The organism is uncultured Clostridium sp. (assembly GCF_937920395.1).
In the GTDB taxonomy this organism is placed as follows: Bacteria; Bacillota; Clostridia; order Clostridiales; family Clostridiaceae; genus Clostridium_AD.
On record NZ_CALEVF010000238.1, the window covers coordinates 1 to 24,670 of the forward strand.

At 28.4% G+C, this 24,670-nt stretch carries 30 protein-coding genes; 9 read left to right on the forward strand and 21 right to left on the reverse strand.

All coding sequences use genetic code 11. The features are described from left to right. Window positions 1-159: 159 nt before the first annotated feature. The 9 genes from scfA to Q0649_RS15265 all read right to left on the reverse strand — a co-directional run bounded on the left by scfA (window position 160) and on the right by Q0649_RS15265 (window position 7,275). Entirely contained in the window at window positions 160-297 is a 138-nt protein-coding gene (gene scfA, locus Q0649_RS15225) for a six-cysteine ranthipeptide SCIFF (protein ID WP_071612985.1), read from the reverse strand. Window positions 298-366: 69 nt separating this feature from the next. Then, on the reverse strand, window positions 367-735 hold the full coding sequence (locus Q0649_RS15230; protein ID WP_298843902.1) for a TIGR04086 family membrane protein: 369 nt from the start codon (window positions 733-735) through the stop codon (window positions 367-369). Between the two features lie 108 nt (window positions 736-843). Continuing rightward, a complete protein-coding gene (gene yajC / locus Q0649_RS15235; RefSeq protein ID WP_298843904.1) occupies window positions 844-1,134 on the reverse strand; it encodes a preprotein translocase subunit YajC in 291 nt (96 codons plus the stop codon). Window positions 1,135-1,235: 101 nt separating this feature from the next. Further along, window positions 1,236-2,363 (reverse strand): tRNA guanosine(34) transglycosylase Tgt, encoded by a 1,128-nt coding sequence (gene tgt / locus Q0649_RS15240; protein WP_298843907.1) that lies wholly within the window; start codon window positions 2,361-2,363, stop codon window positions 1,236-1,238. A gap of 57 nt (window positions 2,364-2,420) precedes the next feature. Further along, window positions 2,421-3,446 (reverse strand): tRNA preQ1(34) S-adenosylmethionine ribosyltransferase-isomerase QueA, encoded by a 1,026-nt coding sequence (queA, locus tag Q0649_RS15245; protein ID WP_298843910.1) that lies wholly within the window; start codon window positions 3,444-3,446, stop codon window positions 2,421-2,423. An 87-nt stretch (window positions 3,447-3,533) separates the two neighbouring features. Then, window positions 3,534-4,532: a Holliday junction branch migration DNA helicase RuvB gene (gene ruvB, locus Q0649_RS15250; protein WP_298844017.1), complete on the reverse strand. Its 999-nt coding sequence runs from the start codon at window positions 4,530-4,532 to the stop codon at window positions 3,534-3,536. Between the two features lie 23 nt (window positions 4,533-4,555). Further along, a complete protein-coding gene (gene ruvA / locus Q0649_RS15255) occupies window positions 4,556-5,155 on the reverse strand; it encodes a Holliday junction branch migration protein RuvA (RefSeq protein WP_298843913.1) in 600 nt (199 codons plus the stop codon). Window positions 5,156-5,413: 258 nt separating this feature from the next. Then, entirely contained in the window at window positions 5,414-6,181 is a 768-nt protein-coding gene (locus Q0649_RS15260; protein ID WP_298843915.1) for a hypothetical protein, read from the reverse strand. 98 nt (window positions 6,182-6,279) lie between these two features. After that, entirely contained in the window at window positions 6,280-7,275 is a 996-nt protein-coding gene (locus tag Q0649_RS15265; protein ID WP_298843918.1) for a DUF523 and DUF1722 domain-containing protein, read from the reverse strand. A gap of 206 nt (window positions 7,276-7,481) precedes the next feature. Here Q0649_RS15265 and aat point away from each other — a divergent pair, with 206 nt between their 5' ends. Beyond that, a complete protein-coding gene (aat, locus tag Q0649_RS15270) occupies window positions 7,482-8,150 on the forward strand; it encodes a leucyl/phenylalanyl-tRNA--protein transferase (RefSeq protein ID WP_298843921.1) in 669 nt (222 codons plus the stop codon). A 101-nt stretch (window positions 8,151-8,251) separates the two neighbouring features. Here aat and splB read toward each other — a convergent pair whose 3' ends face one another. From splB to Q0649_RS15295, 5 genes are all read right to left on the reverse strand, one after another. Next, window positions 8,252-9,262 (reverse strand): spore photoproduct lyase, encoded by a 1,011-nt coding sequence (splB, locus tag Q0649_RS15275; protein WP_298843923.1) that lies wholly within the window; start codon window positions 9,260-9,262, stop codon window positions 8,252-8,254. Between the two features lie 82 nt (window positions 9,263-9,344). Beyond that, entirely contained in the window at window positions 9,345-9,578 is a 234-nt protein-coding gene (locus Q0649_RS15280; protein ID WP_216107090.1) for a hypothetical protein, read from the reverse strand. 117 nt (window positions 9,579-9,695) lie between these two features. Beyond that, window positions 9,696-11,444 (reverse strand): DUF4153 domain-containing protein, encoded by a 1,749-nt coding sequence (locus Q0649_RS15285; RefSeq protein WP_298843934.1) that lies wholly within the window; start codon window positions 11,442-11,444, stop codon window positions 9,696-9,698. Window positions 11,445-11,527: 83 nt separating this feature from the next. Next, window positions 11,528-12,445, reverse strand: a complete 918-nt coding sequence (locus Q0649_RS15290) for a putative RNA methyltransferase (RefSeq protein WP_298843937.1) — start codon at window positions 12,443-12,445, stop codon at window positions 11,528-11,530. After that, a complete protein-coding gene (locus Q0649_RS15295; RefSeq protein WP_298843940.1) occupies window positions 12,446-13,486 on the reverse strand; it encodes an AI-2E family transporter in 1,041 nt (346 codons plus the stop codon). 331 nt (window positions 13,487-13,817) lie between these two features. On the opposite strand from Q0649_RS15295, the gene Q0649_RS15300 reads away from it, so the two are divergent. Next, complete coding sequence (locus tag Q0649_RS15300; protein ID WP_298843943.1) at window positions 13,818-14,078, forward strand: thioredoxin family protein; 261 nt, start codon at window positions 13,818-13,820, stop codon at window positions 14,076-14,078. A gap of 74 nt (window positions 14,079-14,152) precedes the next feature. Here the strand turns inward: Q0649_RS15300 and Q0649_RS15305 are convergent, their stop codons facing one another. Both Q0649_RS15305 and Q0649_RS15310 read right to left on the reverse strand, forming a co-directional pair. Next, window positions 14,153-14,863, reverse strand: coding sequence for a hypothetical protein (locus Q0649_RS15305; protein WP_298843946.1), 711 nt, complete (start codon window positions 14,861-14,863; stop codon window positions 14,153-14,155). Between the two features lie 316 nt (window positions 14,864-15,179). Continuing rightward, window positions 15,180-16,454 carry a DEAD/DEAH box helicase gene (locus tag Q0649_RS15310; RefSeq protein WP_298843949.1) on the reverse strand — a complete coding sequence of 425 codons (1,275 nt, stop codon included), beginning with the start codon at window positions 16,452-16,454 and terminating at the stop codon, window positions 15,180-15,182. Between the two features lie 457 nt (window positions 16,455-16,911). Here Q0649_RS15310 and Q0649_RS15315 point away from each other — a divergent pair, with 457 nt between their 5' ends. From Q0649_RS15315 to Q0649_RS15340, 6 genes are all read left to right on the forward strand, one after another. Continuing rightward, window positions 16,912-17,781, forward strand: a complete 870-nt coding sequence (locus Q0649_RS15315; RefSeq protein ID WP_298843952.1) for an SDR family oxidoreductase — start codon at window positions 16,912-16,914, stop codon at window positions 17,779-17,781. A gap of 309 nt (window positions 17,782-18,090) precedes the next feature. Continuing rightward, window positions 18,091-19,026, forward strand: a complete 936-nt coding sequence (locus tag Q0649_RS15320; RefSeq protein ID WP_298843955.1) for a M15 family metallopeptidase — start codon at window positions 18,091-18,093, stop codon at window positions 19,024-19,026. A 90-nt stretch (window positions 19,027-19,116) separates the two neighbouring features. Beyond that, a complete protein-coding gene (locus Q0649_RS15325) occupies window positions 19,117-20,157 on the forward strand; it encodes an amidase domain-containing protein (RefSeq protein ID WP_298844020.1) in 1,041 nt (346 codons plus the stop codon). Between the two features lie 43 nt (window positions 20,158-20,200). Further along, the gene (locus Q0649_RS15330; RefSeq protein WP_298843957.1) at window positions 20,201-20,500 is read left to right on the forward strand and encodes a hypothetical protein; all 300 of its coding nucleotides are present in this window, start codon (window positions 20,201-20,203) and stop codon (window positions 20,498-20,500) included. Between the two features lie 223 nt (window positions 20,501-20,723). Beyond that, window positions 20,724-21,170 carry an Rrf2 family transcriptional regulator gene (locus Q0649_RS15335; protein ID WP_298843959.1) on the forward strand — a complete coding sequence of 149 codons (447 nt, stop codon included), beginning with the start codon at window positions 20,724-20,726 and terminating at the stop codon, window positions 21,168-21,170. Between the two features lie 262 nt (window positions 21,171-21,432). Further along, window positions 21,433-21,912: a hypothetical protein gene (locus Q0649_RS15340; RefSeq protein ID WP_298843962.1), complete on the forward strand. Its 480-nt coding sequence runs from the start codon at window positions 21,433-21,435 to the stop codon at window positions 21,910-21,912. Window positions 21,913-21,982: 70 nt separating this feature from the next. On the opposite strand, the gene Q0649_RS15345 is transcribed toward Q0649_RS15340, so the two are convergent. From Q0649_RS15345 to Q0649_RS15355, 3 genes are all read right to left on the reverse strand, one after another. Then, complete coding sequence (locus Q0649_RS15345; RefSeq protein ID WP_298843964.1) at window positions 21,983-22,402, reverse strand: hypothetical protein; 420 nt, start codon at window positions 22,400-22,402, stop codon at window positions 21,983-21,985. 231 nt (window positions 22,403-22,633) lie between these two features. Further along, window positions 22,634-22,993: a hypothetical protein gene (locus Q0649_RS15350; protein WP_298843967.1), complete on the reverse strand. Its 360-nt coding sequence runs from the start codon at window positions 22,991-22,993 to the stop codon at window positions 22,634-22,636. A 258-nt stretch (window positions 22,994-23,251) separates the two neighbouring features. Further along, the gene (locus Q0649_RS15355) at window positions 23,252-23,404 is read right to left on the reverse strand and encodes a hypothetical protein (protein ID WP_298843970.1); all 153 of its coding nucleotides are present in this window, start codon (window positions 23,402-23,404) and stop codon (window positions 23,252-23,254) included. Window positions 23,405-23,565: 161 nt separating this feature from the next. On the opposite strand from Q0649_RS15355, the gene Q0649_RS15360 reads away from it, so the two are divergent. Beyond that, window positions 23,566-23,754 (forward strand): hypothetical protein, encoded by a 189-nt coding sequence (locus Q0649_RS15360; RefSeq protein WP_298843973.1) that lies wholly within the window; start codon window positions 23,566-23,568, stop codon window positions 23,752-23,754. A gap of 73 nt (window positions 23,755-23,827) precedes the next feature. Here Q0649_RS15360 and Q0649_RS15365 read toward each other — a convergent pair whose 3' ends face one another. Together Q0649_RS15365 and Q0649_RS15370 are read right to left on the reverse strand one after the other, a co-directional pair. Further along, window positions 23,828-24,001 (reverse strand): hypothetical protein, encoded by a 174-nt coding sequence (locus tag Q0649_RS15365; protein ID WP_298843976.1) that lies wholly within the window; start codon window positions 23,999-24,001, stop codon window positions 23,828-23,830. A gap of 131 nt (window positions 24,002-24,132) precedes the next feature. Next, a complete protein-coding gene (locus Q0649_RS15370) occupies window positions 24,133-24,549 on the reverse strand; it encodes a hypothetical protein (RefSeq protein ID WP_298843979.1) in 417 nt (138 codons plus the stop codon). Between the last annotated feature and the right edge of the window lie 121 nt (window positions 24,550-24,670).

The following is a 24,670-nucleotide window of genomic DNA, read 5'->3' on the forward strand; positions in this document are numbered from 1 at the left end:
AGATCATAAACTATTTCATCTACCATATGTAGTGCTCCAGAATTTACATCAATTATATAATGTTCATTGTCTTGAATAAATTTATGAATAAGTGACAAATTTGTTCCTCCTAACTAAATTTAAAGCAGTAACCCTAAGTTACTGCCCCCGTTAATAATATTAGTTTTCACAAGCTAAGTTAGCTACTGTACAAGAAGTTTTACATGCTGATTGACATGAATTAGCACATTCCTTGCAACCTGGTTTTTTTAAACTTTCTTTTATTGTTGCTGCATTTATAGTTTTTATATGTTTCATTTTCATTCCTCCATATCATAAAGTTGACGTATACATTGTATCATAGTATTCTAGCTAAATAAAGTAATTTTATAAATTTATTCCAAGCATTCCTGATAAGGTACCTATACCTAAAGCGAGTGAAGTTCTCACTATTTCGCGCGTCCCAATAGCTGCACTCCCACCACCAAATACTTTAACCAAGTACAAAACTAACATGTAAACCGTAGCAACCATAATACCCATTAGCCAACCTTTTTCACCTGCTTTCTTCGCAGCAAATATAGATCCATAAAGCACACTAACTAATGTTATTACAATATAAAAAACGGATGTAACCTTCATACTAGTTGGCAAAACAGTCGTTACTATAGAATAAATAACTAATATAATTAAGGTTAAAATTGAAGCCCTAAATACTCCTTCTCCAGCGCAAGAATACTTCTTTTTATTTTCCATGTAAATCTCCCCCTTTTCTATAAATTCCAATAAAAAAATAATCTTTTATTTAAATTTAAATCTATAATATTAATTATGATTTGAAAAGGGGTTTTATTACATAATTCACTACTTTTTCTCTACTACTTCAGCAGTATTTGAATTTATTACAGTTCCAATTCCACTCTTTGATACTTTAATTTTAGTTCTGTCTGGACCACTTTCTAGTATAATATACTCATCTTGAATTTTGATGATTTTTCCTATTACACCGCCTTTAGTCAATACTTCATCATTTACTTTTAAATTATTTAAAAGTGCAGCATATTTTTTCTTTCTTTTGTTTTCTGGTATAAATATTACTAGATAAAATACTGCTAGCATTAATACCATTGTAAACACACTTCCTAATTGTCCCATCGATATTCCCCTCCTTTCAATATTTTTTTTCTAACTTATAATAAAACAATTTTCCTATAAATATATATCTTATAGGCTAATCATATTATAGTAACTAATTATTATGCTTCATTCCACTGAGCAAGTTTCTCGGCCTTAAATTCTTCAAAGCAATCATTATCAATAGCGTCTCTAATTTCTTGCATAAGTTTATTATAAAAATATAGATTATGAAGTACACAAAGTCTCATAGCTAACATCTCTTTTGCTTTAAATAAATGTCGTATGTAAGCCCTAGTATAATGTTTACATGTAGGGCACTGACACCCTTCATCAATAGGTGATGCATCTAACTCAAATTTAGCATTAAACATATTTATTCTACCATCTTTTGTAAATACATTCCCATGTCTTCCATTTCTTGCTGGCAATACACAGTCAAAAAAATCTACGCCTCTTGATACTGCCTCTAATATATTACTTGGGTAACCTACTCCCATAAGATATATAGGCTTATCTTGTGGTAAATATGGAACAACTGCATCAATGATTCTATACATTTCCTCATGTGATTCTCCAACAGCAAGACCACCAATAGCATATCCATCTAAATCCATTTTACTAATTGTTTTAGCATGCTCTATTCTAATATCTTCATATGTTCCACCTTGGTTTATTCCAAATAACATTTGTTTGTTATTTATAGTGCCACTCAAAGAATTTAATCTATCCATTTCAATCTTACACCGCTCAAGCCACCTTGTAGTTCTTGCTACTGAATCTACAACATATTCTTTGGTAGAAGGATTTGGTATACATTCATCAAATGCCATAGCGATAGTAGACGCTAAATTACTTTGTATTTGCATACTCTCTTCTGGTCCCATAAATATTTTTTTCCCGTCAATATGAGAATTAAAATAAACTCCTTCTTCTTTAATTTTTCTCATTTTTGATAAAGAGAACACTTGGAACCCACCTGAATCTGTAAGAATAGGTCTATCCCAATTCATAAATTTATGAAGTCCTCCCATTTTTCTCACGACCTCGTCTGTTGGTCTCAAGTGTAAATGATAAGTATTAGACAATTCTACTTGACAATTAATTTCTTTTAAATCCATACTGGATACGGCACCCTTAATCACTGCCAAAGTACCTACATTCATAAATACAGGGGTTTGAATAGTACCATGAGGTGTTATAAACTCACCACGTCTTACTTTACCACTTTTCTTAAGTAATTTATACATAATTAACCTACTTTCTATACAATAGTTACGAGTTGGCTCTTTATTTACTATTATTCATTAATATAAAAACATTGCATCTCCAAAACTAAAGAATCTATATTTTTCTTTAACTGCTATTTCATACGCACCCATTATTAAATCTTTATCAGCAAAAGCACTAACTAACATTATTAGTGTAGATTCTGGCAAATGAAAGTTAGTTATTAATGCATCAACAATTTTAAACTTATATCCTGGATAGATAAAAATATCTGTCCATCCAGATTTTGCACATACTCTTCCATTATCATCAGCGATACTTTCAAGCGTTCTATTAGAAGTTGTACCTACCGCAATTATTCTTCCACCAGTTTCCTTTGTTTCATTTATTACCTTTGCTGTTTCACTATTTAACATATAGTGTTCTGAATGCATTTCATGTTCTTCAACTTCCGTAGCTTTTACAGGTCTAAAAGTTCCTAGTCCTACATGTAATGTTACAAAAGCAATTCTAACGCCTTTAGCTTCTATTTGAGCTAATAGCTCCTTTGTAAAATGAAGCCCAGCAGTTGGCGCTGCAGCTGATCCTTCCTCTCTTGAATATACAGTCTGATATCTTTCTTTATCTTCTAATTTTTCAGTAATATAAGGAGGAAGCGGCATCTCTCCAAGTTTATCTAAAATCTCCTCGAAAATTCCGTCATATTTAAATTCAACAATTCTACTTCCACCCTCTGAATCACTAATAACAGTTGCTTTAAGCTCTCCATTACCAAAAATAAAGATTGCTCCTATCTTTGCTTTTTTACCTGGTTTAACTAAAGTTTCCCAGTGGTTAATGTCTATTCTTTTAAGGAGTAAGAATTCCATCTTACCACCGGTTCCCTCTTTAAAACCCAGTAACCTTGCAGGCAAAACGCGAGTATCATTTAATACTAAACAATCCCCTGGATTCAAATAATCAATTATATTTTTAAAATGTTTATGGTCTATTTCTTTTTTAGTTTTATTGATTACCATAAGCCTTGACTCATCCCTTTTCTCAAGTGGATGTTGCGCTATAAGTTCCTTTGGTAAATCAAAATAAAAATCCTTTACTTTCAAAATATTACACCCTTTCTTTATGCAAAAATCATTTAAAATTTATGTTCCTCATAATTAGTATTATAAATCATATAAGTTTTTTACTTTCTATATCTTCTGTGGTCTATTTAAATGTTGATATGCTTTTTTAGAAGCTATTCTCCCCCTTGGCGTTCTTATTATAAAGCCCTTTTGAATTAGGTATGGTTCATAAACATCCTCAAGGGTGCCTATCTCTTCTCCTACAAAATAGGATAAAGTTTCAATACCTACTGGCCCGCCATTAAAATTATCTATAATAGCTTCAAGCATTTTATTATCTATTCTATCAAAACCTTCTTCATCTATCTCAAGCAGCTCTGAAGCAGATTTTGCTATATCCAAATCTATAATTCCATTTCCCTTAACATCGCAATAATCTCTTACCCTCTTAAGTAATCGATTTGCAATTCTTGGAGTCCCCCTTGAGCGTCTTGCAATCTCAACCGCAGCATCACTCGTAATATCCACTTTCAAAATAGACGCTGAACGTATTACTATTTCTTGTAACTCATTTTGCGTGTAATATTCCATAGCACTTAACACTCCAAATCTATCACGAAGTGGGGCAGTTAATAATCCAATCCTAGTGGTTGCACCAATTAGTGTGAATTTAGGAAGATCAAGTCTTATGGATTTTGCAGATGCCCCTTTTCCGATAACAATATCAAGTGCGTAATCTTCCATAGCAGGATATAAAATTTCTTCAACTGATCTGTTAAGTCTATGTATTTCATCGATAAAAAGCACATCATAATCACTAAGGCTAGTCAAAATGGCTGCCAAATCCCCCGCTCTTTCTATTGCAGGACCTGAAGTTACTTTTAAATTACCTTTCATTTCCTTCGCAATAATATTTGCAAGTGTTGTCTTACCAAGGCCAGGAGGTCCATATAAAAGAACGTGATCTAAAGCTTCATCTCTATTTTGAGCTGCTTTAATAAATATACTTAATTTTTCTTTTATTTTGGATTGACCAATATATTCTCCAAGCTTTTGGGGTCTTAGAGAATACTCAGCATCCATATCTTCTTCTGTCATGGAAGAAGTAATAATTCTTTCCTCAATATCATCCATAGTATATTCCCACCTTAGTTCATTAAATATTTCAAACAATCTTTAATTATGTTTTCAAGTGATTGTTCATGACTTACAGCATTCATTGCCTTTTCCCCTTCTTTTTCAGAATATCCTAGTGAAATAAGCGCACCCAAAACCTCCATAAGCTTTCTATCTTCTATTAAATTCATTCCTGAATTTTGTGATAAATCTTCAGCGGTAGACTGCTCAAGATGTATTTTTTCTCTAAGTTCCAAAATTATTCTTTGAGCGATTTTCTTACCAATACCGGGTGCCCTGATTAAAGTTTTTTCATCACCTGATACAATAGCATACTTTAAATTTGTTACACTACAAATAGAAAGTAAAGATAATCCAGCTTTTGACCCAACTCCATTTATACTAATTACAAGGCTAAACATCTCTATTTCATCTTTTGTTAGAAACCCATACAAGCCTATAAAATCCTCTCTAACAATTTGTTTTATATATAATAATACCGTTTCATTTGTTTTAGGCATCTTAGCCATAGTACTTCCAGAAGTATATATTCTGTAACCCATACCGTTATTATCTAGTACAATATAATCTTTATTAAAACCTACAAAAATGCCTTTTATATATTCGAACATAATACTTCCTCCTTGCTACTTTCCTTTGGATGCTAATTATCAATTGTTATGCTTTCATTCTTATAGCAACATATATTACTTTACCACCTAAACGTTATTAATTCAATAAATAAGACACATGAAACCCAAAAAATATATTAAAAAGCCTTAAGAAATATAATTCATAAGGCTTTTTTATTAGAAAAATACATTTTTTAAAGTTTTATCCTTTTAGCAAACATACATTCTAATAGAAATAATACATATTTTATTGATTTATCATGACTTTAATAAACCCATGGCATAATCAAATGCCTTTGCAGGAGATTCAAATTCTCCATTCTCATATTCATAGCTGCCTTCAATATCTTTTTTAGTATCATCATCCTTGCTATACTTTCTGCCACGAATAAGATCTTCCATAAGTCCATCTTTTTCTTTTAGATCTATAATTTTAATATGTTGTAATTCTCCTTTATCTACAGATTCAAAATTATATTTTTGTTGTTTACCATCTGCCGAATAAACGTTAGCATTAAACAGTTTACTAGCTGCTATATTTCCATTTTTATCTGTTTTATATATTGTTACCATATCGTCGTACACACCTAAAAAATACCTATTAGCTTTATAACTGTACCTATTACTATTATTAACAAAAACTATTTCATCATTACTCATATTAAGGACTATATAACCTTGGTTTTTAAAATATTCATTGAGTTCTGTTTTAGTTTTTCTATTTAACACCTTAGAACTATTAAAATACTTTTCAAGTACCATATTTCTTACTATATTGTCTTTATATTTAATCTTGAAAATAAATTTTGTATCTGTTGATACCCTAATCGAATTAGTTTCCACCGATGTTTGTAGTGTGTTACCATTTTCAATTGTTTTTGATGTAAATTTTAAATATGGTAAATTACTATAAGTTTCAAGTTTCAAATCATTTTTATTCATATAATGAATTAGAGAATAATTGGCACAAACAAACGCTATTAAGATTATTGTTAAAAGTGAATATAAAATTTTTCTATTTTTCATTTTTCCCCTCCTTATTTGGAATTATGTCCAAACAGAAGATTATTCATTCAATAAATTAAAAACATATCACAATTATACACAATATTTACAATAGTTTATTATTTATCTAGACCTTTCCCCGAATCAGTAACATTATCTAATTGAAGAGGATATGGCTCAAAGAAAGTTTGATTAATAAGATTTTTTTCTTCAAATCGTATAGCATTTGATTTTATAACATAAAGTGGAACACTAAACGGTATTTTACTTTCTCTATACTGCTCAATTGTATTTAAAATAAACTCTTTTTCTCTATGTGTTAGCTTATCTGAAAAATATCCCATAGATTTTATAAGTACATTTATATTAGATGTATATCTTGCTAACTTGTTAAATGCAAGGTTAAGGTTTATTTCATATTCTTTATAAACCTCATCCGAACTTAATTCTCCATGCCTACCTATAATTCCTCCAAGTATTTTCAGTTGCTTTTGATTGTATGACATAATTAGAAGTTTGTTTGTACTATGAAATTCAACTAAATCTTCTATAAGCATAGTTTCTTTTATAACTCTAAAATTCTTCATAATATATAGCTTTGTTAAGAAATGCTGCCTTATATTATAGTTTTTAACCCTTCCATCGTCTTCAACCACAGCACCAGGAAATTTATTCATTACCATCCCACCAAATAGTCCTTTCCCTTTAACTGATGCAGAGCCCTTTTGTATACCTTTATATATTTTAACCTCCTTAATTCCGCAAGAGGGAGATTTACTCTTTAGTAAAAAACCATCAACCTTTGGAAGTCCCTGAAGAAATTCCTCTCCAAATTCAAACATTTCTTTACTTAACTCCCTTTCAGTTACATGTTGCACTAATTTTATAGGTGATAATTCATCTTCCTTAACAATCCTTATAGCTTCCCTAGGGGTATCAAGTCCTATTTGAACTTCTGGACAAACAGTTATAAAGTCTACATACTCCTTTAATTTATCTACTAAATGACAACCATCCAACTGTCCATTATATCTACATGCCTCAAACCCTAAACATCTACTGACAACAACTACCGGCCTAACACTATTTATTCTTTCCTTATAAGTCAGTTTCATATAAACACATCCTTTCAATAATTCGCTATATTTTTTATCAATTTATATATTTATACTACGTTAATATTTATCTTAAGTTACCTCTTTTTATGATGCTCGTTAATTACGTTTTTAATCAGTTTTTTATTAATCAAGTCAAAAACATGTAAGATTGCTCTTGGTAGTATATAATGAGTTTTATAGGTTATATACCGAAAGGAGTTATTATGACAATTTATAGATTATCAAATGAATTAGTATTTCCTCACCCATCTCTTTCAGATGATGATGGTTTACTAGCCATTGAGGGAGACTTATCCCCTGAGAGATTATTACTTGCATATTCCAATGGGATATTCCCCTGGTACTCGGATGATGAACCCATACTTTGGTGGTCACCAGATCCAAGATTTATTATTTATCCAAAGGATATTCAAACCTCACATTCCATGAAAAAACTGTTTAAAAAAAGCATATATAAAGTTACCTATGATACTCACTTTAGGGATGTTATATCTAGTTGTTCAAATCTTAGACGAGAGGCTGGCACATGGATTACAAATGATATGATTGAAGCTTACTGCAAACTCCACGAACTTGGCTACGCTCATTGCGTAGAAACTTGGTTTAATGATAAATTAGTTGGTGGACTATATGGAATAAGCATAGGAAAATGTTTTTTTGGTGAGTCAATGTTCTCTACTATGGATAATTCTTCTAAAGTTGCCTTTATTGCCTTTGGCAAAAAACTAGAAGAGAAGGGATTTTCTATAATAGACTGCCAAGTTCACACAAATCATCTTGAAAGTTTAGGTGCCATTTATATGCCAAGAGAAGAGTTTTTACAAATTGTTGAAAAAAATATATCCAAATTGCCATTAAAGCTATCTTTATAACTATAAAATACACAAAAATATATTATTATAATATATAAGTTAAATATAAAAATAAATCATCCTGAAAACTAGACCTTCAGGGTGACTATTTATATTCTAAACTAAGTAAAGTATTCTATTATCACTTGATCAAAACTATTATTTATAAGTTCTGAAAGATATTTTTTTATATTCTCACTTTCAGGTTTCTTATATACATACTTAAACTTTCCATATGGACCCCATTTTAATAACCTTTTTTCTTCATCAAGATCAAGTTTAGTATTTTTAAATCTCTGCACTATAAGTTCCTTAGCAGCCTTTGTAAATCTATGTTGAATAAGTTCAAAACTTATTTCCTCATGATAATCTATAAGTGCTAATTTTAATCTTTCAAATAGCTCTTTGTACTCCTCCTGCCAATTATCATATATCATAATAGGCGCAATAATGAATCCTATTGGATACCCAGCAGCCGCTATTTTTTTAACTGCACCTATTCTCTCCTCAAAACTTGAAGTATTATGTTCAAAACTATCTATTACATACCTAGAATTTAAAGTAAATCTAAATTTCGTGTGTTTGTTATGTTTTAGTTTTAAAAACGGATCAACATCATCAAACTTGGTAACAAGTCTGAGTCTCCCATTATCACTCTTCCCAAAAAACTCTATGCATTTTTTTAAGTTACCACTTAAATGTTCAAGTGCAATTGGATCAGTTATACTTGCGCATTCAAATGACGTAATATTAGGCAAATTAGCATCAATATATGTTTGTATATTTTCTAAAATTTCTTCTATATTTATAAAAATTTTCATAAATGGTTTCTCGCCTTGAGTAGTTTGCAAATAACAATATTCACAATTTGCAGGGCATGAACTTGACAAAGAGAACTGGTAATCAGCAGATGGTTTACAACTTACTAATTTCTTTTGACCATTTGTTGTAAAGAGAACAGTTTTTTTAGCCGTTGCATAATTTCTCTCAGGAGTACCAGCGTCTATTACAACTTTTCTAGAATTAACTATAGGTACTTTTAACTTTTCTAAATATTCTATTGTTTTTTTTGATTCTTTATATTTTAATATTTTGGGATCTATATATGCAATATCTGGTATAAAAATCTTCATTAACTTCACCTCATAATATTGTTTTATTAAATGAAGTTATTTATACACTTATTCTGCACATAAAATTAGATATCCTAAATTCTTATCTAATATTGTATTTATTAATTACCTTGTTTTTTAGTTTTTTTCCCAATGTTTCGCCTAGAAATCTATCAATCATATCATCCTTAGTCGCTTTACCTTCAATAAATATATTGAATTTTTTACAAAGCTTACTTAAGTCACTTTTACTTATATCATATGTTTTAATAAAACTTTTCGCAGTTTTAATACTAGTCATAGCAATTATTCGTTTATACATTTCATCATTAGTCATATTTGCACCTCAAATTTTTTATTTATCAAATACATTATATCATCTTAAACAACATCAATAAATCAATTATGATTAAAAAATAATAATTAGGTGTAGTATATTCCTACACCCAATTATTTATTTTAATTTCACAAGAACATAAAATTCAAAATTTTTAGACTCTAGTTTGCCATTAGAAATATTCTGATTTCCGGATAAATTTAAAAAATGTATTTTAATTTTAACCTTACTATTTTCATCTTCAAATGACATTTCCTTCTGCGCGATACTCTGATTCTTTTGGTTAATACCATATTTATTTATAAGTACAGTAGCAAAATCCTGTAGATTTTTTTCATAAATATTTTTTCCGTTTTGAGTTATCTTAAACAAAGTTGATTGATTATCAAAAGTCATATTATAAATTGTGTCTCTTGTAATTTGTTGAGTGTTATTATTTCTTAAATCAAATAGATAATTATATCCTTTTATATCCATTGGTTCTAATGTTGCCGTTGAATTAAAAAAATAGTAACCATTGTTATTTTCATTATTCTCTTCAATATATTTTACACCTAATACTTTTTCTAACTCAGAAATTTTAAATTTCTTCGGTAACCCCTTAACATCTTCTAGATTGTGATATCTATTAAAATAATTAAGAATACTCGTTATTTGTTTTGCATCTTCATCAGTAACCTTAGTTTTTACTTTAACTACTTTATTACCACTAATCATATTATTTTTAATAAATATATTATTTAGCCTACTATTTTGACTATATTTTGAAATTGAGTAACTACTAAAAGGACCAAATACAGATACAAATGTTATTATTACAAATGACACTGGAAGTATGATATTCATTAATTTCTTTGTACTTGCAAAATAGATCATAACTAAAAACACCCATAAACTAAGAACTACAACAAAATATCTGCTTTCAGTTACTCCATATGCGTTAATTCTTATCCATATAGAAATAAAAATCATAACCATAAGTGGGAGAATCACCTTTGGAAAATACTTTATAAATCGTCTTGGCCATGACTTTTCATTAATCAATGGTGATATGAAAAAACACACAGTCACACATATTACAGAATACCAAAGTACTAGATGAGACACAAGCCCTTGTGGCCACTGTCTCGTGATAATTATCTTTCCAAAATATATATATAGTATTATTGTGTATACGCAAATAAGTGGCATTACTATATATAATATAAGTACATTAAGAAGACGAGAATAGTCCTTTAAAGTTAATATCTCATTTTTAAATGGAATACCAGCTAGAAAAAATGAAGGTGCAAATACCCCAGCAACAATAAGTGCAGTGTAATAATAAAACTCACTTATAATATTTACTCCTAAAAGCTTATCAATTGTAAAAAGTATTGCTGATAATCCAAGATATAAAACAAATGAATATAAAACAGTAGTAAAAAATCTAGAGAAAGCTTTTACAACATAAAGCTCAAAGCCATCACGATTTGGTAAATAAGTTATACATATGAAAACCAAATATAAAATAAGACTAAAAGCAGCATATCTTGACGTTGAAATCATTCCAATATTCTTAAGGAAGAAATAATAATATAAACTTAGTAATATAGCTCCTAGTAGATAAGAGACATATAATGATGCCTTTTTATAAGTCTCTAGTCTTTCAAAGTAAAGCTTAATACATAATGAAAGTGGAATTCCAAGAGCTAGTATCATTGTTACTCTACTAAGAAATTCTATAAAATCACCATTAAATTGCGTTTTTACTTCAGATATATAAATCAACAATATGACACAAGAAGTTGAAATACCAATTGCTTGTGGAAATCTCTTAAGACTATTTTTAATAGCTTTTAGCGTCTTTTTTAGTAAATCTTTCATTTGTCGCCCCCACTTGAGTTTTCATTTTTACATCGAAGACAATATAATATATAAACCATTTTACAACTTAAAATCAGGAAATATTAACATTTTTCATATACGCTTATATTAAAATGGAGTGCTGTAGAAAGTTTAGAAGTATCACTCGCTTTTTCTTTCATAGCATTGTCAAAAGTCCAATAATAAGGAGTCATTCTTATAAGATTTTCAACACTTTCTCTATCTTCTAAATGTATATTGTACTTAACTTCTTCTTTTTGTATTAATTTAAATCCCTCAAAAATCGTTTGTTTTTCCTCATGTTTTCTAGCATTAACATATAATATCTCCTTTAAGCCATATAAATGTTCAATACCCGGTGTTACCACTACTAATTTTCCATTATCTTTTAATACCCTTTTAAGTTCTACATCATCAGAAGGTGCAAAATTTCTAATAATAACATCTATAGTACTCGGCATTATGGGTAAATTAAAATTACTGCTTACTATAAAGTTTATTTTTTTATCTCTCTTAGCTGCATAGGCAACTGCCGATTTCGATATATCTACACCAAAAAAATTAGCTCTTTTATTTAAATAGTCTTTAGATTCATTTACGTATATAGCTTCCTTTAGTCTCGACAAAAAATATCCTTCTCCACATCCTACATCAAGTATATTTATATCTTTTCTACTTATATTCGAAATTATTATCTCATTGAGTCTATCTGAAAAAGTGTGATAATATCCTCTGTTTAAGAAATCTTTACGTCCTTCCATCATTTCCTTGCCATCTCCAGGATCTTTGGTTTTCTTTTGATTAGCTAATAAAAGGTTAATATACCCTTTGCTGGATATATCATAACTATGATTATTTGAACATACGAATTGTTTTTCATTTTTCTCAAGGCTTAAATTACATACGGGACATTTTAATATAGAATGTACATTTTCTATTGTCACAAAATCACTACCTTCCAAAGAATAAACTAAATTACCATGTGTGCGTTTCTTAAACAATTAGTCGTCTGTAATTTTAGGTTTACTTTTTTGGCTTAGATCTACCCCGATTAAATCTAATAGGAATATAACTATTGGTATACCTAGTAAAAGACCCCATGTTCCCATAAAATGCTCTGATACTATTAATGTTGCAAAAGTAAAAAATATTGGAAGATGTGTAGTATCAGACATAAACTTTGGATTTAAAATATAACTTTCAATTGCATGAATTATAAAAATCATAATAAGCACAAAAATAACTTTAACTAATCCACCAATTTTGAAAGCAATTAGACATAGTGGTATTAGAGAAATAAATACTCCAGCAACTGGTACAAGACTTAAAATAAATATCATAAATGCAAGCGCAAATAATTGCGGAAAACCCATTATAGTAAGTCCTATAATTGATAATACGGTATTTGTAATTGCTATCATTATTTGAGCCTGGATCACTTTTCCAAAAGAATTTAAGAAGTTCTTTCCAAAATAGCTGAAATAATTATACGCAACTGCTATTCTACTATATTTAAACTTGTGAACAAAGTTTAAAATGCTTTTCTTTTCTAATATAAATACTAGACTTAATAGGAGTGCCATAAAGAAATTAATACTCCATTTACCTAGATTTGTTACAAAAAGCATAATACTTTGAATTCCCGATTTAGCATAACTCGCAATGTCAATTTGATTAAATATAGGTGTTAAATATGACATAACCCCTTTTGTGTTTTTCGCAAAATCTATGTACTCCATCTTATCCAAAATAAGTAAGCTCTCAGATATCGCTATTGGTATATATTTTACTGCTAAGAGCACTATAGTTACAGTAATAAATACATATATAATTATAGTAATAATCATTGGACTTACTTTTATAATTTTATTGATTTGAGAAACTAATAAACTTTGCAAACTATTCACTAAATAAGTAATCATAAAAGTTAATAAAACTAAATTAAAAATGGATCTTATTAAATACGCGAATAATACTATTGCTGCAAATAATAATATTTTCATAACTGACTCTCTCTTACATAACTGCTTTATCGTTTGCATTTAAGATACTCCTTTATTCCCTTTTATTAGTTGCTTTCAATTTATATTATATTTTGTCTTATTTATACCAGCATAATAAGTTATTTTTCGACTATTTCATTATAGCAAATTTTTTAACTTATTTCTATGTAATTACTCTTAAAAAGCTTAATCATTATATGCATAAATTAATTTTATACTTATAATTCCTATTTAAGCTAAAAACAAGTATAACATAAAGCTTAGTTTTTATAATTTACTATAATGCACCAAGTATAACAAAAATGGTGTATAATATTAATGCATCTAATAATATTATATCCTAAATAGAAAGTTTGGCGGTGAAAAATAAATGAAACCAATAATTATGTTTGTAACTGAATGGTGTCCATATTGTAAAAAAGCACTTGGTTGGATGGAAAATATAAAAAAACAAAATCCAGAATACGCTAATATTGAAATTAAAATAATTGATGAAGAACTAGAACCCGATATAGCAAAGCAATATAACTATTATTATGTACCTACCTATTATGTCGATGGAATTAAAGTTCATGAAGGTGTTACCTCTAAAAATATTATTAACGGAATATTTGAAAAGGCTTTTAAATGATTTTTTTCACTATAGCAAAAAAAGAATTAGGAAGATGATTCTAAATTATCTTCTTACACTTTTTATATTTGATTCTAACTTGATATAGTTTCAATTCTAACTTTGTTTTCCAATTTTTTATAATTAATCACTCTTTTAATCTTTATAATTGATAAATCATTATTTTTCAACATACTTAAGTTGCTTTTTCTAATTTCAGATAATGTCGATTTATAAATTGATATTTTCTTGTTATATCTATCTATACTATTATTAAAATCATGCTCTTTTTTTCGTATTTTATTTTTTCTTTCATTACATTGTTTTATTTTTACTTTTATACATAGTTCATTAGAATAATTTTGATAAACCTTCTTGTATTTTTTTACAATTAATTTTTTAATAAATTTAAATTTTTCTCTACTGATAAATATTTCGAGATCTTCATTTAATATTCTACATTGTTGCTTCTCTTCAAGTATATTGCATTCTAATCCCTTTAAATGTGATCTTAATGTTTTAATATTTTCCTTAGCCGCTTTAATTTTATCTCCTAGATCTATCTTATCTCTTTTATTATTATTAATTCTAAATTTATTTATATTTATACTTTCAATGAGCTCCTTTTTACTTAACTCTAAAGACTCCCACATAAAGTTTTGTATCTTAAATAGTTTGCATATGTCTATTCTAGAATAAGTTAAATTTACGAGTAATTCTTTGTGTTTTTCTATAATCGAATTACTTAATTCAAATTCTTTTATAATACAACTGAATACAATATTCTCTTTTAATGTAAAAGTCATCAGTTACAGCCCCCTTGATTTAATTATAATTTTTTTATTTTTTAATTATGCATACCTTTATAATCATGGGATATACTACTATTGTAGTCGACAAACAAACATTAAACTTATAGTAGGGAGATGTTAGTTATGTTAAATAATAAATTATTTGTAATTTTAGGCGCAAGCAGTATTGCTGGGGCTAAAAACGGTGACTACTAACTAATTCTGTATGAAAATTAAAATACAGAATAGTAAATTCATATATTAATATGAATTAGTAAAGCCAATGATTATTGTAAATAATCATTGGCTTTATGCTTTTATCCTATATTATTTATCTTGTAGTTCTCGTATTTTTATGAAAATTTTGACCTTGCTGATTTCTTCCATTTCTTTTAGCATAACCATTAGAACGAGACTTTCCAGTAGGATTCTTTTTAACATTATCCTTATTTACTATTGTTACCACATTACTTGCAGGATAAGGATGATCCTCTATTACTGGTATTGATTTAGATATAACCTTTTCAATATCCTTAAGAAAAGGTTTTTCTTCTACATCACAAAACGATAATGCAACTCCGCCTAGTCCTGCTCTACCAGTTCTGCCTATTCTATGAACATAAGTTTCTGGAATATTAGGTAAGTCAAAATTAATTACATGAGATAATTCATCAACATCTATTCCTCTTGCTGCTATATCAGTCGCAACTAATACTCTTGTTATTCCTTGTTTAAAATTATTTAATGCAAGTTGCCTAGCACTCTGTGATTTATTACCATGAATAGCTTGAGCCTCTATTCCTTCATTATTTAAGTCCTTAGTTATTTTATTAGCTCCATGTTTCGTTCTTGAAAATACCAAAGCAGAAACTATAGATTTGTCTTTTAGTAAATGAATAAGCAATGATTTTTTATCTTTTTTATCTACAAAATATACTGCTTGCTCAATAAGTTCTATAGTTGATGAAACAGGTGTTACTGCTACTTTAACTGGATTCACAAGAATATTATCCACAAGCTTTGAAATTTCATTAGGCATAGTTGCTGAGAATAACATAGTTTGCCTAATCTTAGGTAATTGTGCTATTATTTTTTTTACATCACGTAAAAATCCCATATCTAGCATACGGTCTGCCTCATCAAGTACAAACATCTCAACATGATGTATGTTTATGAATCTCTGCTGCATAAGATCAAGTAATCTACCAGTAGTTGCAATTAAAATATCTACTCCATCTTTTAACGCGTCAGTTTGTCTTTTTTGTGATACTCCTCCAAAAATTACGGTACTAGTAAGATTCATATACTTACCATATGATTCAAAACTTTCTCCAATTTGAATTGCAAGTTCTCTAGTAGGTGCGAGTATTAAAGCCTTTATATTTTTAGGTCCTTTTATAACCTTTTGTTTCCCACAAAGAGTTTGTAGTATAGGAATAGCAAATGCTGCCGTCTTTCCAGTACCTGTTTGAGCACAACCTAGAAAATCCTTACCTTCTAATATACTAGGAATTGAGGCCTCTTGTATAGGAGTAGGTTCCACATATCCCTGATCTTTTAATGCTTTTTTTATTGGTGTAATGAGATTTAAATCTTCGAATAACATTTTTTCTCCTTTGGAAGTGGCTGTCTTGAACTTTAAATGTCACAAATCACTAATATCCTGTTATGAATCTTCTTGAAAATTGGAAACAACAACTTTCTTCCATGATTATATTGCATCTAAGAAACCACCCTTTATTAGCGATATGAGTATATTTAGGCTGATTAATTTTCATTTAGCTCTGACTTTATAAGGTCTTTGATATATAAATAAATGTGTTTCACTTTTATCAACTTTGATTTTACAATTTTATAATTTAAATGTTCGTAACACTCATATTTTTTAATTATAACATATTTCTAGTCTTCTAGCTATTGTTGTAGTTTTTACATCTCAATAATAAAGAATATTATAAGTTATTTTATTTTTTTCATATACTTAATTTATTGTGAATATAAATGATGAATAACCATAAACTACAGCTATAAAATATATTTTGTATACAAAAGGAGACCTTTTTATGAATGAAAGTTTTAATTTTCCAATGAGTGTACCTAATCAACACCAAGCTAAGCAACCAGGTTTTGAAACGCTAATGAACCCCAGACCTATTTTTGAAGATCCAAATTGCATAGGTTCTGGAAAGTTAATTAACAAAGTTGCCCTAATCACAGGTGGGGATAGTGGAATTGGAAGAGCAGTTGCTCTTGCATATGCAAGAGAGGGCGCTGATATAGCCATAGTATATCTTAACGAACACGAAGATGCGACAGAGACTAAAAAACTTGTTGAAACAAAGGGTAGAAAGTGTATTTTGATTGCTGGAGATATTGGTGATGATACTTTTTGTGTAAATGCTGTCAGTAAAACAATAAAGGAATTAAGTAACATAGATATTCTTATAAATAATGCCGGAGAACAACATCCTCAAAACAGTATTGAAGATATTACAAAAGATCAACTAGAGAGAACTTTTAAAACCAATATTTTTGGAATGTTTTACATGGTTAAAGCAACACTACCTTATTTAAAAGAAGGTTCTACAATTATAAATACTTCCTCTGTCACTGCCTACAAAGGACATAAATCTTTAATTGATTACTCATCGACTAAGGGAGCAATAGTTACATTTACTCGTTCGCTTGCTCTTTCCCTCGCAAATAGAAAAATACGAGTTAATGCAGTAGCCCCTGGTCCCATATGGACACCACTCATACCGTCTTCATTTAGTGAAAATGAAGTTGGACAATTTGGAATCAATACTCCTATGGGAAGGCCTGGTCAACCAGTTGAACTTGCTGAAACCTATGTGTTTTTAGCGTCAAGTGGTGCATCTTATATAAGTGGTGAAACAATTCATGTTAATGGCTGTACAGTTATAAATGGATAATATAACTTACTGAGCCATTAACATAATTTATATTTTTTTAGTTTTAAAATAGTAAATAACATAATAATAGGCAGCAAAGCTTTGCTGCCTATTATTATGTTATTTGAAATTATATTTACTTAATTATGTATTAATACATATAAACATATTTTTTATATTTTAGGAAATTACATATAATTTTTGTTAATATATCCACACATATAATAATAGTTCATAGGCAATTATATATAGCAAAAGTATTATTAAAATTGATTTGATTTTTGTGAATTTATAATATCAATATTACTGAATAAGGAGGAAATTTTTATCATGAGAAAAATGTTTATTGTTACACTTATTGTAAGTTTACTTCTTAATATAGGAAATATAACAATAGCCTCCCCTGTAAATGATACAAAAAAACAGGAAACCAACAATATATATGATGTAACGATGAAACAAGATATTTTATGTTTAATGATTGCTTATCCTGAATATATTAAAAACATAGAAAAAAATAATGGGTATGTATATCTAAATATGAAATCAGGTAAAAAAATATGCTATGATGACAAAAGAATAAAAAGCGTTCAAGAAAAGCTGATAAACCCAGATCTTCAAGATACTTTAGATCAAATTTATCCACTTTCACCTATTAAAAACATTATGGCAGCAGATTTAGATCCTGGACGTTATAGGACCTATGGATTATTGTCTGAAGTTTATGGTACATCGAAACAAGGTATAGAAAAAAATCTTACAAAAGTAAATGTTTTTTACAATAATTATCAATTTAACAAGAGTAATAATGCATCCGCTTCTTTACAAAAGGTTATGGAGGAAATAAGACCTCTAATAAAAACGGATCAAAATTTAAGAAAATGTCTCTTGCCTTGTAGTGGGACCTTTAATTATAGAGTAATTTCAGGTACTAATAGATTAAGTCCACATTCTTATGGAATTGCTATTGATCTTGCTAGTGATAAACGAGACTATTGGAAATGGGCTACAAAGGAATCAGGAGAAAAAAGATTAGTATCATATTCAAATGAACTTGTAAAAGTTTTCGAACAAAACAATTTTGTTTGGGGAGGTAAATGGTCCCACTTCGATATATTACATTTTGAGTATAGACCTGAAATAATATTAAAAGCCCGCTATTTTTCAAAGAGCATTGATTTTAAAAAAGCATGGTATGATGGCAGTCCTATAAAAGAAGCATCTGTAAAACATTCGATAGATAAGATCGATGCATTAATAAAATAATAGGAGTATGATATTATGAATTTAAGTAAAAATAAAAAAACATCATCATTTAAACATAAATTATTTATATTGGTCATATTTCTTTTGTCAATGCAAGTATACATTATTAGTTATGCAGATACTATTACTGATGAATCAAAAAAGGAAGTAACAAGTTATATAGAACAAATTTTTCAAAGCAGAAATAGAGCCATATTGAACGGAAATTTAAAATTAATAAAATCTTTTTATAATATGGACACAAAATACGGCACTTGGGCCTATGAATATGAAAAGAAAAAGATGGATTACATTAATAATTGGGCAGAAAAACAAGGAATTAAATTTACAGATATTATACCAACTTTAATTGTAAAAAGGATTAGACAAAACAATGACAATTTTTCAATATATTTATTGTGTTCAACTGAATATAAATATATATATGAAGATCAACCTAAATTTGTTAACTCATCAAAGATTGGAACATATCATAACTTACAACTTATGAGTAAAGACGGTTCGTGGGTAATTTCTAAAGAATGGTACAAAGATCCTTTCGCAAATTCTTTAGACTTAGGTAATATAAAAGCAGATTCCATAAAAGAATATATAATATCTCAAACCCCAAGAGACCTATCTACAATAGATCAAAGACGATTGAATGCAGTAGAATATGCAGACAGATATTGTGGTGCAGCAAGCGATGCAAAATACAAATATAAATATAATAGACTTTATCGTGATTATAATCCTCAAGGTGGAGATTGCGCAAACTTTGCATCACAAATTTTGTTTGAAGGTGGACATTTCAGAAAAAATTCTGCATGGAATTCAGACAAAAATGGTGCAACAAAAGCTTGGCTTAATGCTGATAGCTTCAAAAGATATATAACCTATAGTGGCAGAGCTTCAGTAATTTCCTATGGTAATTATGACAAAGTATATAAAGCTAGTTATAAATTGCTGCCAGGTGATATAGTTGCTTATGAAAAGAAAAATGACATCACTCACATTTCTGTTGTAACTGGAGCTGATTCAAAAGGATATTCTTTGGTAAGTTGTCATAATTCTGATAGAAGTAAAGTACCTTGGGATCTTGGATGGAGTGATAAAAACATTAAATTTTGGTTAATTAGAGTCCATTTTTAATGGAAGTTATTTTATTGAAAAATTATAAGGAGATGAAATTTATATGAAAACAGAAGAACAAATTAAATCAGAGGTAACAAGACAAGTTATTGACAGTATGAAAACATCTTTAAATGAAGAATTAACTGAGGTTGAGAAAGAATTTGAAGAAACCTATAAAAGCAAACTTGAACAAGAAATACAATATACTTTAGAACTATCAGAGTCTGGGCTTTCGCACAATTCAAATAAAACAATAAAAGTTGAAAACAAAAAATTACTGCAACAATTAGAAAATATAAGAATCGATAAAATTAAAGTTGAGAACAAATTGAAAACGTTAAATGAATTTGAAAATATATAATCTATTATCATCTTCACCTATTTATCACTAAAAATATATACACTTACTAATCAAAATGTGAATTACATTCGTGCAAATAAGTTCAAACTAGTTACTTGTATGTAAAATATTACCTTTTACCGTGGTTGACTTATACTTTTTAATATATTATAATTTATTTTAGTAAATATATTGTAACACAATATATTTATATTTTGTAATTGATAAGGAGAATTAACTTACCATGAATATTTCTACTAAAGGAAGATACGGTTTAAGAGCAATGGTAGATATAGCAGTTCATTCATTTGGTGACTATATACCATTAAAAGTTATTGCAGAAAGACAATCAATTTCTGAAAATTATCTAGAACAAGTTTTTTCAATACTTAGAAAAGCTAAACTAGTAAAAAGTGCAAGAGGATCACAAGGTGGTTATACTCTATCAACAGAAGCATCAAAAATCACAGTTGGTGAAGTTTTAAGAATACTTGAAGGTGACTTAAATATTGCCGGTGATGATGATGGGGGCTCAGGTTTTAATAATAACATAAAAATTTGTATAGACACTATAGTATGGCAAGAAGTTAATAAACAAATTAATAAAGTTATGGATTCTGTAACTCTACAGGACCTTGTGGAAAAATATAAAAGTCTAAACTCAGAGTATACTTTAGACTTTATAATATAAATAAAGAATAATGACATCTGTATTATACAAATGTTATTATTCTTTATTTATGTTTATTAACATTTTTTATTCAGTTTAAAGTTATATTTATATTTTTATTAAGCATTCTTGCAATTAAATTTACTTAATTCACAGGTAATCATGTATTAGGTAGAATTTTAGATTTATTTCAAGTAAATTATAATATATATATATAATTACTGTTATTAAGAGTAATATTAGAAATACAAACATTTATTCTTAAACAAAGGGAGGAATAGTTTTGGATGTAAATCAAATATCTCAATTATCAAAACTTATGGGTATTGGAAGCACACAATCGTCTGCAGGAGTTTCAGGAAGTGATTCTAGTACCGATTTTGAAGCTTTGCTTAACCAACTAGTAGATAGTTCACAAAAACAGTCTTCAAATAATGTTGTGTCAAGTGTTCCTAGCATAAGCGATAAAACTAGCGGACTCGATAGTATATCATTGCAATCTCAAAAGGCTCAACAACTTCAACAAATGGTCATGCAACAAATGATGCAGGTTATGACAACTCAAAATACAGACAGCAGTTCAAGTGCTGGTACAGATGGAAGTAGCGATAGTTCAGAGAGTCTCTTTCCAAGTACAAATAACAACAAAGACTTATCTCAATTAATACAGACTATAACGCAGCAACAAAACAGTACAAGTAGTAGCACTAATATTAATAATTCAGATTTAATAAACACTGTTCTAAATAATAGTACTTTATAAATTTAAATTTCAGAAGATTTTATCAATAAATAAAAAGTGCCCATACTTTGGGTGCTTTTTATTTACTATTTTACTTTATGCTTATACCCTCATCATTTAATTCAAATAAGTCCTGCAAAATCCCATCAATAATATTTTCATCAATAAACGCTTTTAATTTTGGATTACGTTCTTCAGTATTAATATACTGAAGAAAATAACCACCAACTTTTTTTGCAATACTTAATTTAATAGATATATTTTGCTCTATTCCCTCATTAGTAAACAAACTAAATGTAACGTTATTATCACTATATTTTATTTTGACTTTTTTATAAAATCTAATATCTATATATTCATTTAAGTCTGTTACTGCTCTAATATTTTTTATATTATATTTATCTAAATTTTTATTAAAAATATCCACAAAGTTTTGCATTGCTTTGCTAATTATACTCTTATCAATGGTCATATTTCTAAATTGCAAAACCAATTCTTCCTTCCAGTTCATCTTATTCACCCCCTTTTAACTTACACCTAGTATGTTAAAAAAATTTAAAATATATATGAATATCTTGAATATATATACTCTTATTAAACTATTCATAATGTATAAAAAAGATACTGTATTTATTTATGTTTTTATATATTTTACATAATTAATATACCCTATATCATAGACATTTTGCCTACTCCATAGGGTACACTTTAATCTTCATTACCTCTTAATGGTCTAACAAGTTCACTCACATGGATATATATAATTGGCTGCGGTGCGAACTTCTATTTCATCCGGGTCGCTTACATCGTCATCTGGAAGTACAAACACTAGTTTCCGTTCAATTGTACCGCATTCATTGCTGCTACATTCATTTCTGCATATAGTAGTAATAAATCCTCTAAATGCAAGTATTCTGTGGAACTTATCATATATAATACATGCAACAGCAACTTTTTTATCAAAACATACATTATTTACTTGTATTCTTACAGTCAACAATCTAGCACCATGTTTTTCCATATCTATCGGGTCTGCATTAATAACATTACATAAATCACATGAACATTTATTGCATTTATCATTATTATAATTTTCACCCATTTAATAAAACTCCTTTTAATGTAAAATTTTACATATATCGTTTCAATACATTTTAAGCCTAAGTTTTTGCATTGATATATGTTCTCCTTAATTAGATTAATATCTTACTGTATCCTAATTTAGATCTAAAATTGGTTTGATTAATGGGTTTATATATAATTTTCATAATGTATATTCTACACTATAATATATTCATTAATAAATATTTTTGTGAATAACAACAAAAATAAAGAGCCCCAAGGAATCTCTCAGCACTCTTTACTTATTTTTAAAATTAATAATTACTACTTCACTACATTTTTTACACACTAATACAGCCGTTCCATCGTTACAGTTTTTAAATTCAAATTTTGTAATAGGCTTATCTGTTTTCAAGTCTTCAATATTTCCACACTTGCACAGTAACTTCATTCTAAATCCCCCATTCACTCAAATATCCTTAAATTATTGTACATCAAATCTTAAAAAATATCCACTCCTGAGTACTTAATGCATTCCTATTTTTTTGATTTTAAGTATCACTTTTAAATTAACAACATATTATATAATGAGAAAAGTCAAGGAGTGATATTATGTCAACGTGTGAAACTAGACAACCTTATAATGGTTGTTGTAGAGATTACTATGATAAATGTGATTGTTGTGATCCTTGGAACGATCCTTGGATTGAACCTTGGAGTGATCCTTGGAGTAACTTCTGTTGTGATGATGATTGTTGTAAAAAGAAACATTCTAATAATTGTAGCTATAGAGAAAACTAATATAAAAGCAGAGTTGCTAATTAAACCCGCAACTCTGCTATATCTATATGTTATATTACGCATAAAAATTAAGTTAATGTTTAAGTCCTGGCTTAAAAAACTTTGTGATTAAATTATCCCCAACATACAATATTAAGAATGCTACCACTATAAATCCCCAACCATATCGTCTCCAGTATGTTAATGCGATAAAACTAATAAGAACGTACCAAATAAGCAATAAACAATAATAATAAATTTTTTTCATGATATTCCTCCAATACAATTGTTTGAATCTTTAATTATTATATAATAAATATATCCTTTTAAGCAATTATATCCTTTTATGTACATTAAATAAAAAAGATTTAGCCTAAGCTAAACCAAATTTTGTATGAATTATTCTTTATATTTATCAATATATTCTAAAAGGGCCATACTAACTAAATCCATGCTTTTACATTCTTCATGTTTTTCTGAAAAATCTTTAAACTTATCCCAAACGTAAGAGTACACTCTAATAGTATTGGTCGTCTTAAATTCTTCATCAAGCATATCCTCATCAATCTTTAATTCTTGTGACTTCGATTGATCAATTATAATTTTATAATCCGTTTTTTGTTTTTCTACTCCAGCTTTATCTGATGCTTTTTTCTGTTCTTTTACAAAATCATAAGCTGAATCAATTGCTTCCTCTATGTTATCAGAATTGAAGCTCATACAAGGAATTGCATCATCTAATGTTAAACAAAACTTAGAACTTGATTGGATTTTCACCTTAAATCCTGCATCAATTAATTTCTCTAATTTATTCATTATTTGCACACCCTTTACTTTCACATTAGTTTCGTATACCACTTTTGCTATTGAAATACATTATTTTAATTAATTCCTATTATTTATAAATTTAGTATGCCATGTAATAATGGATATTATT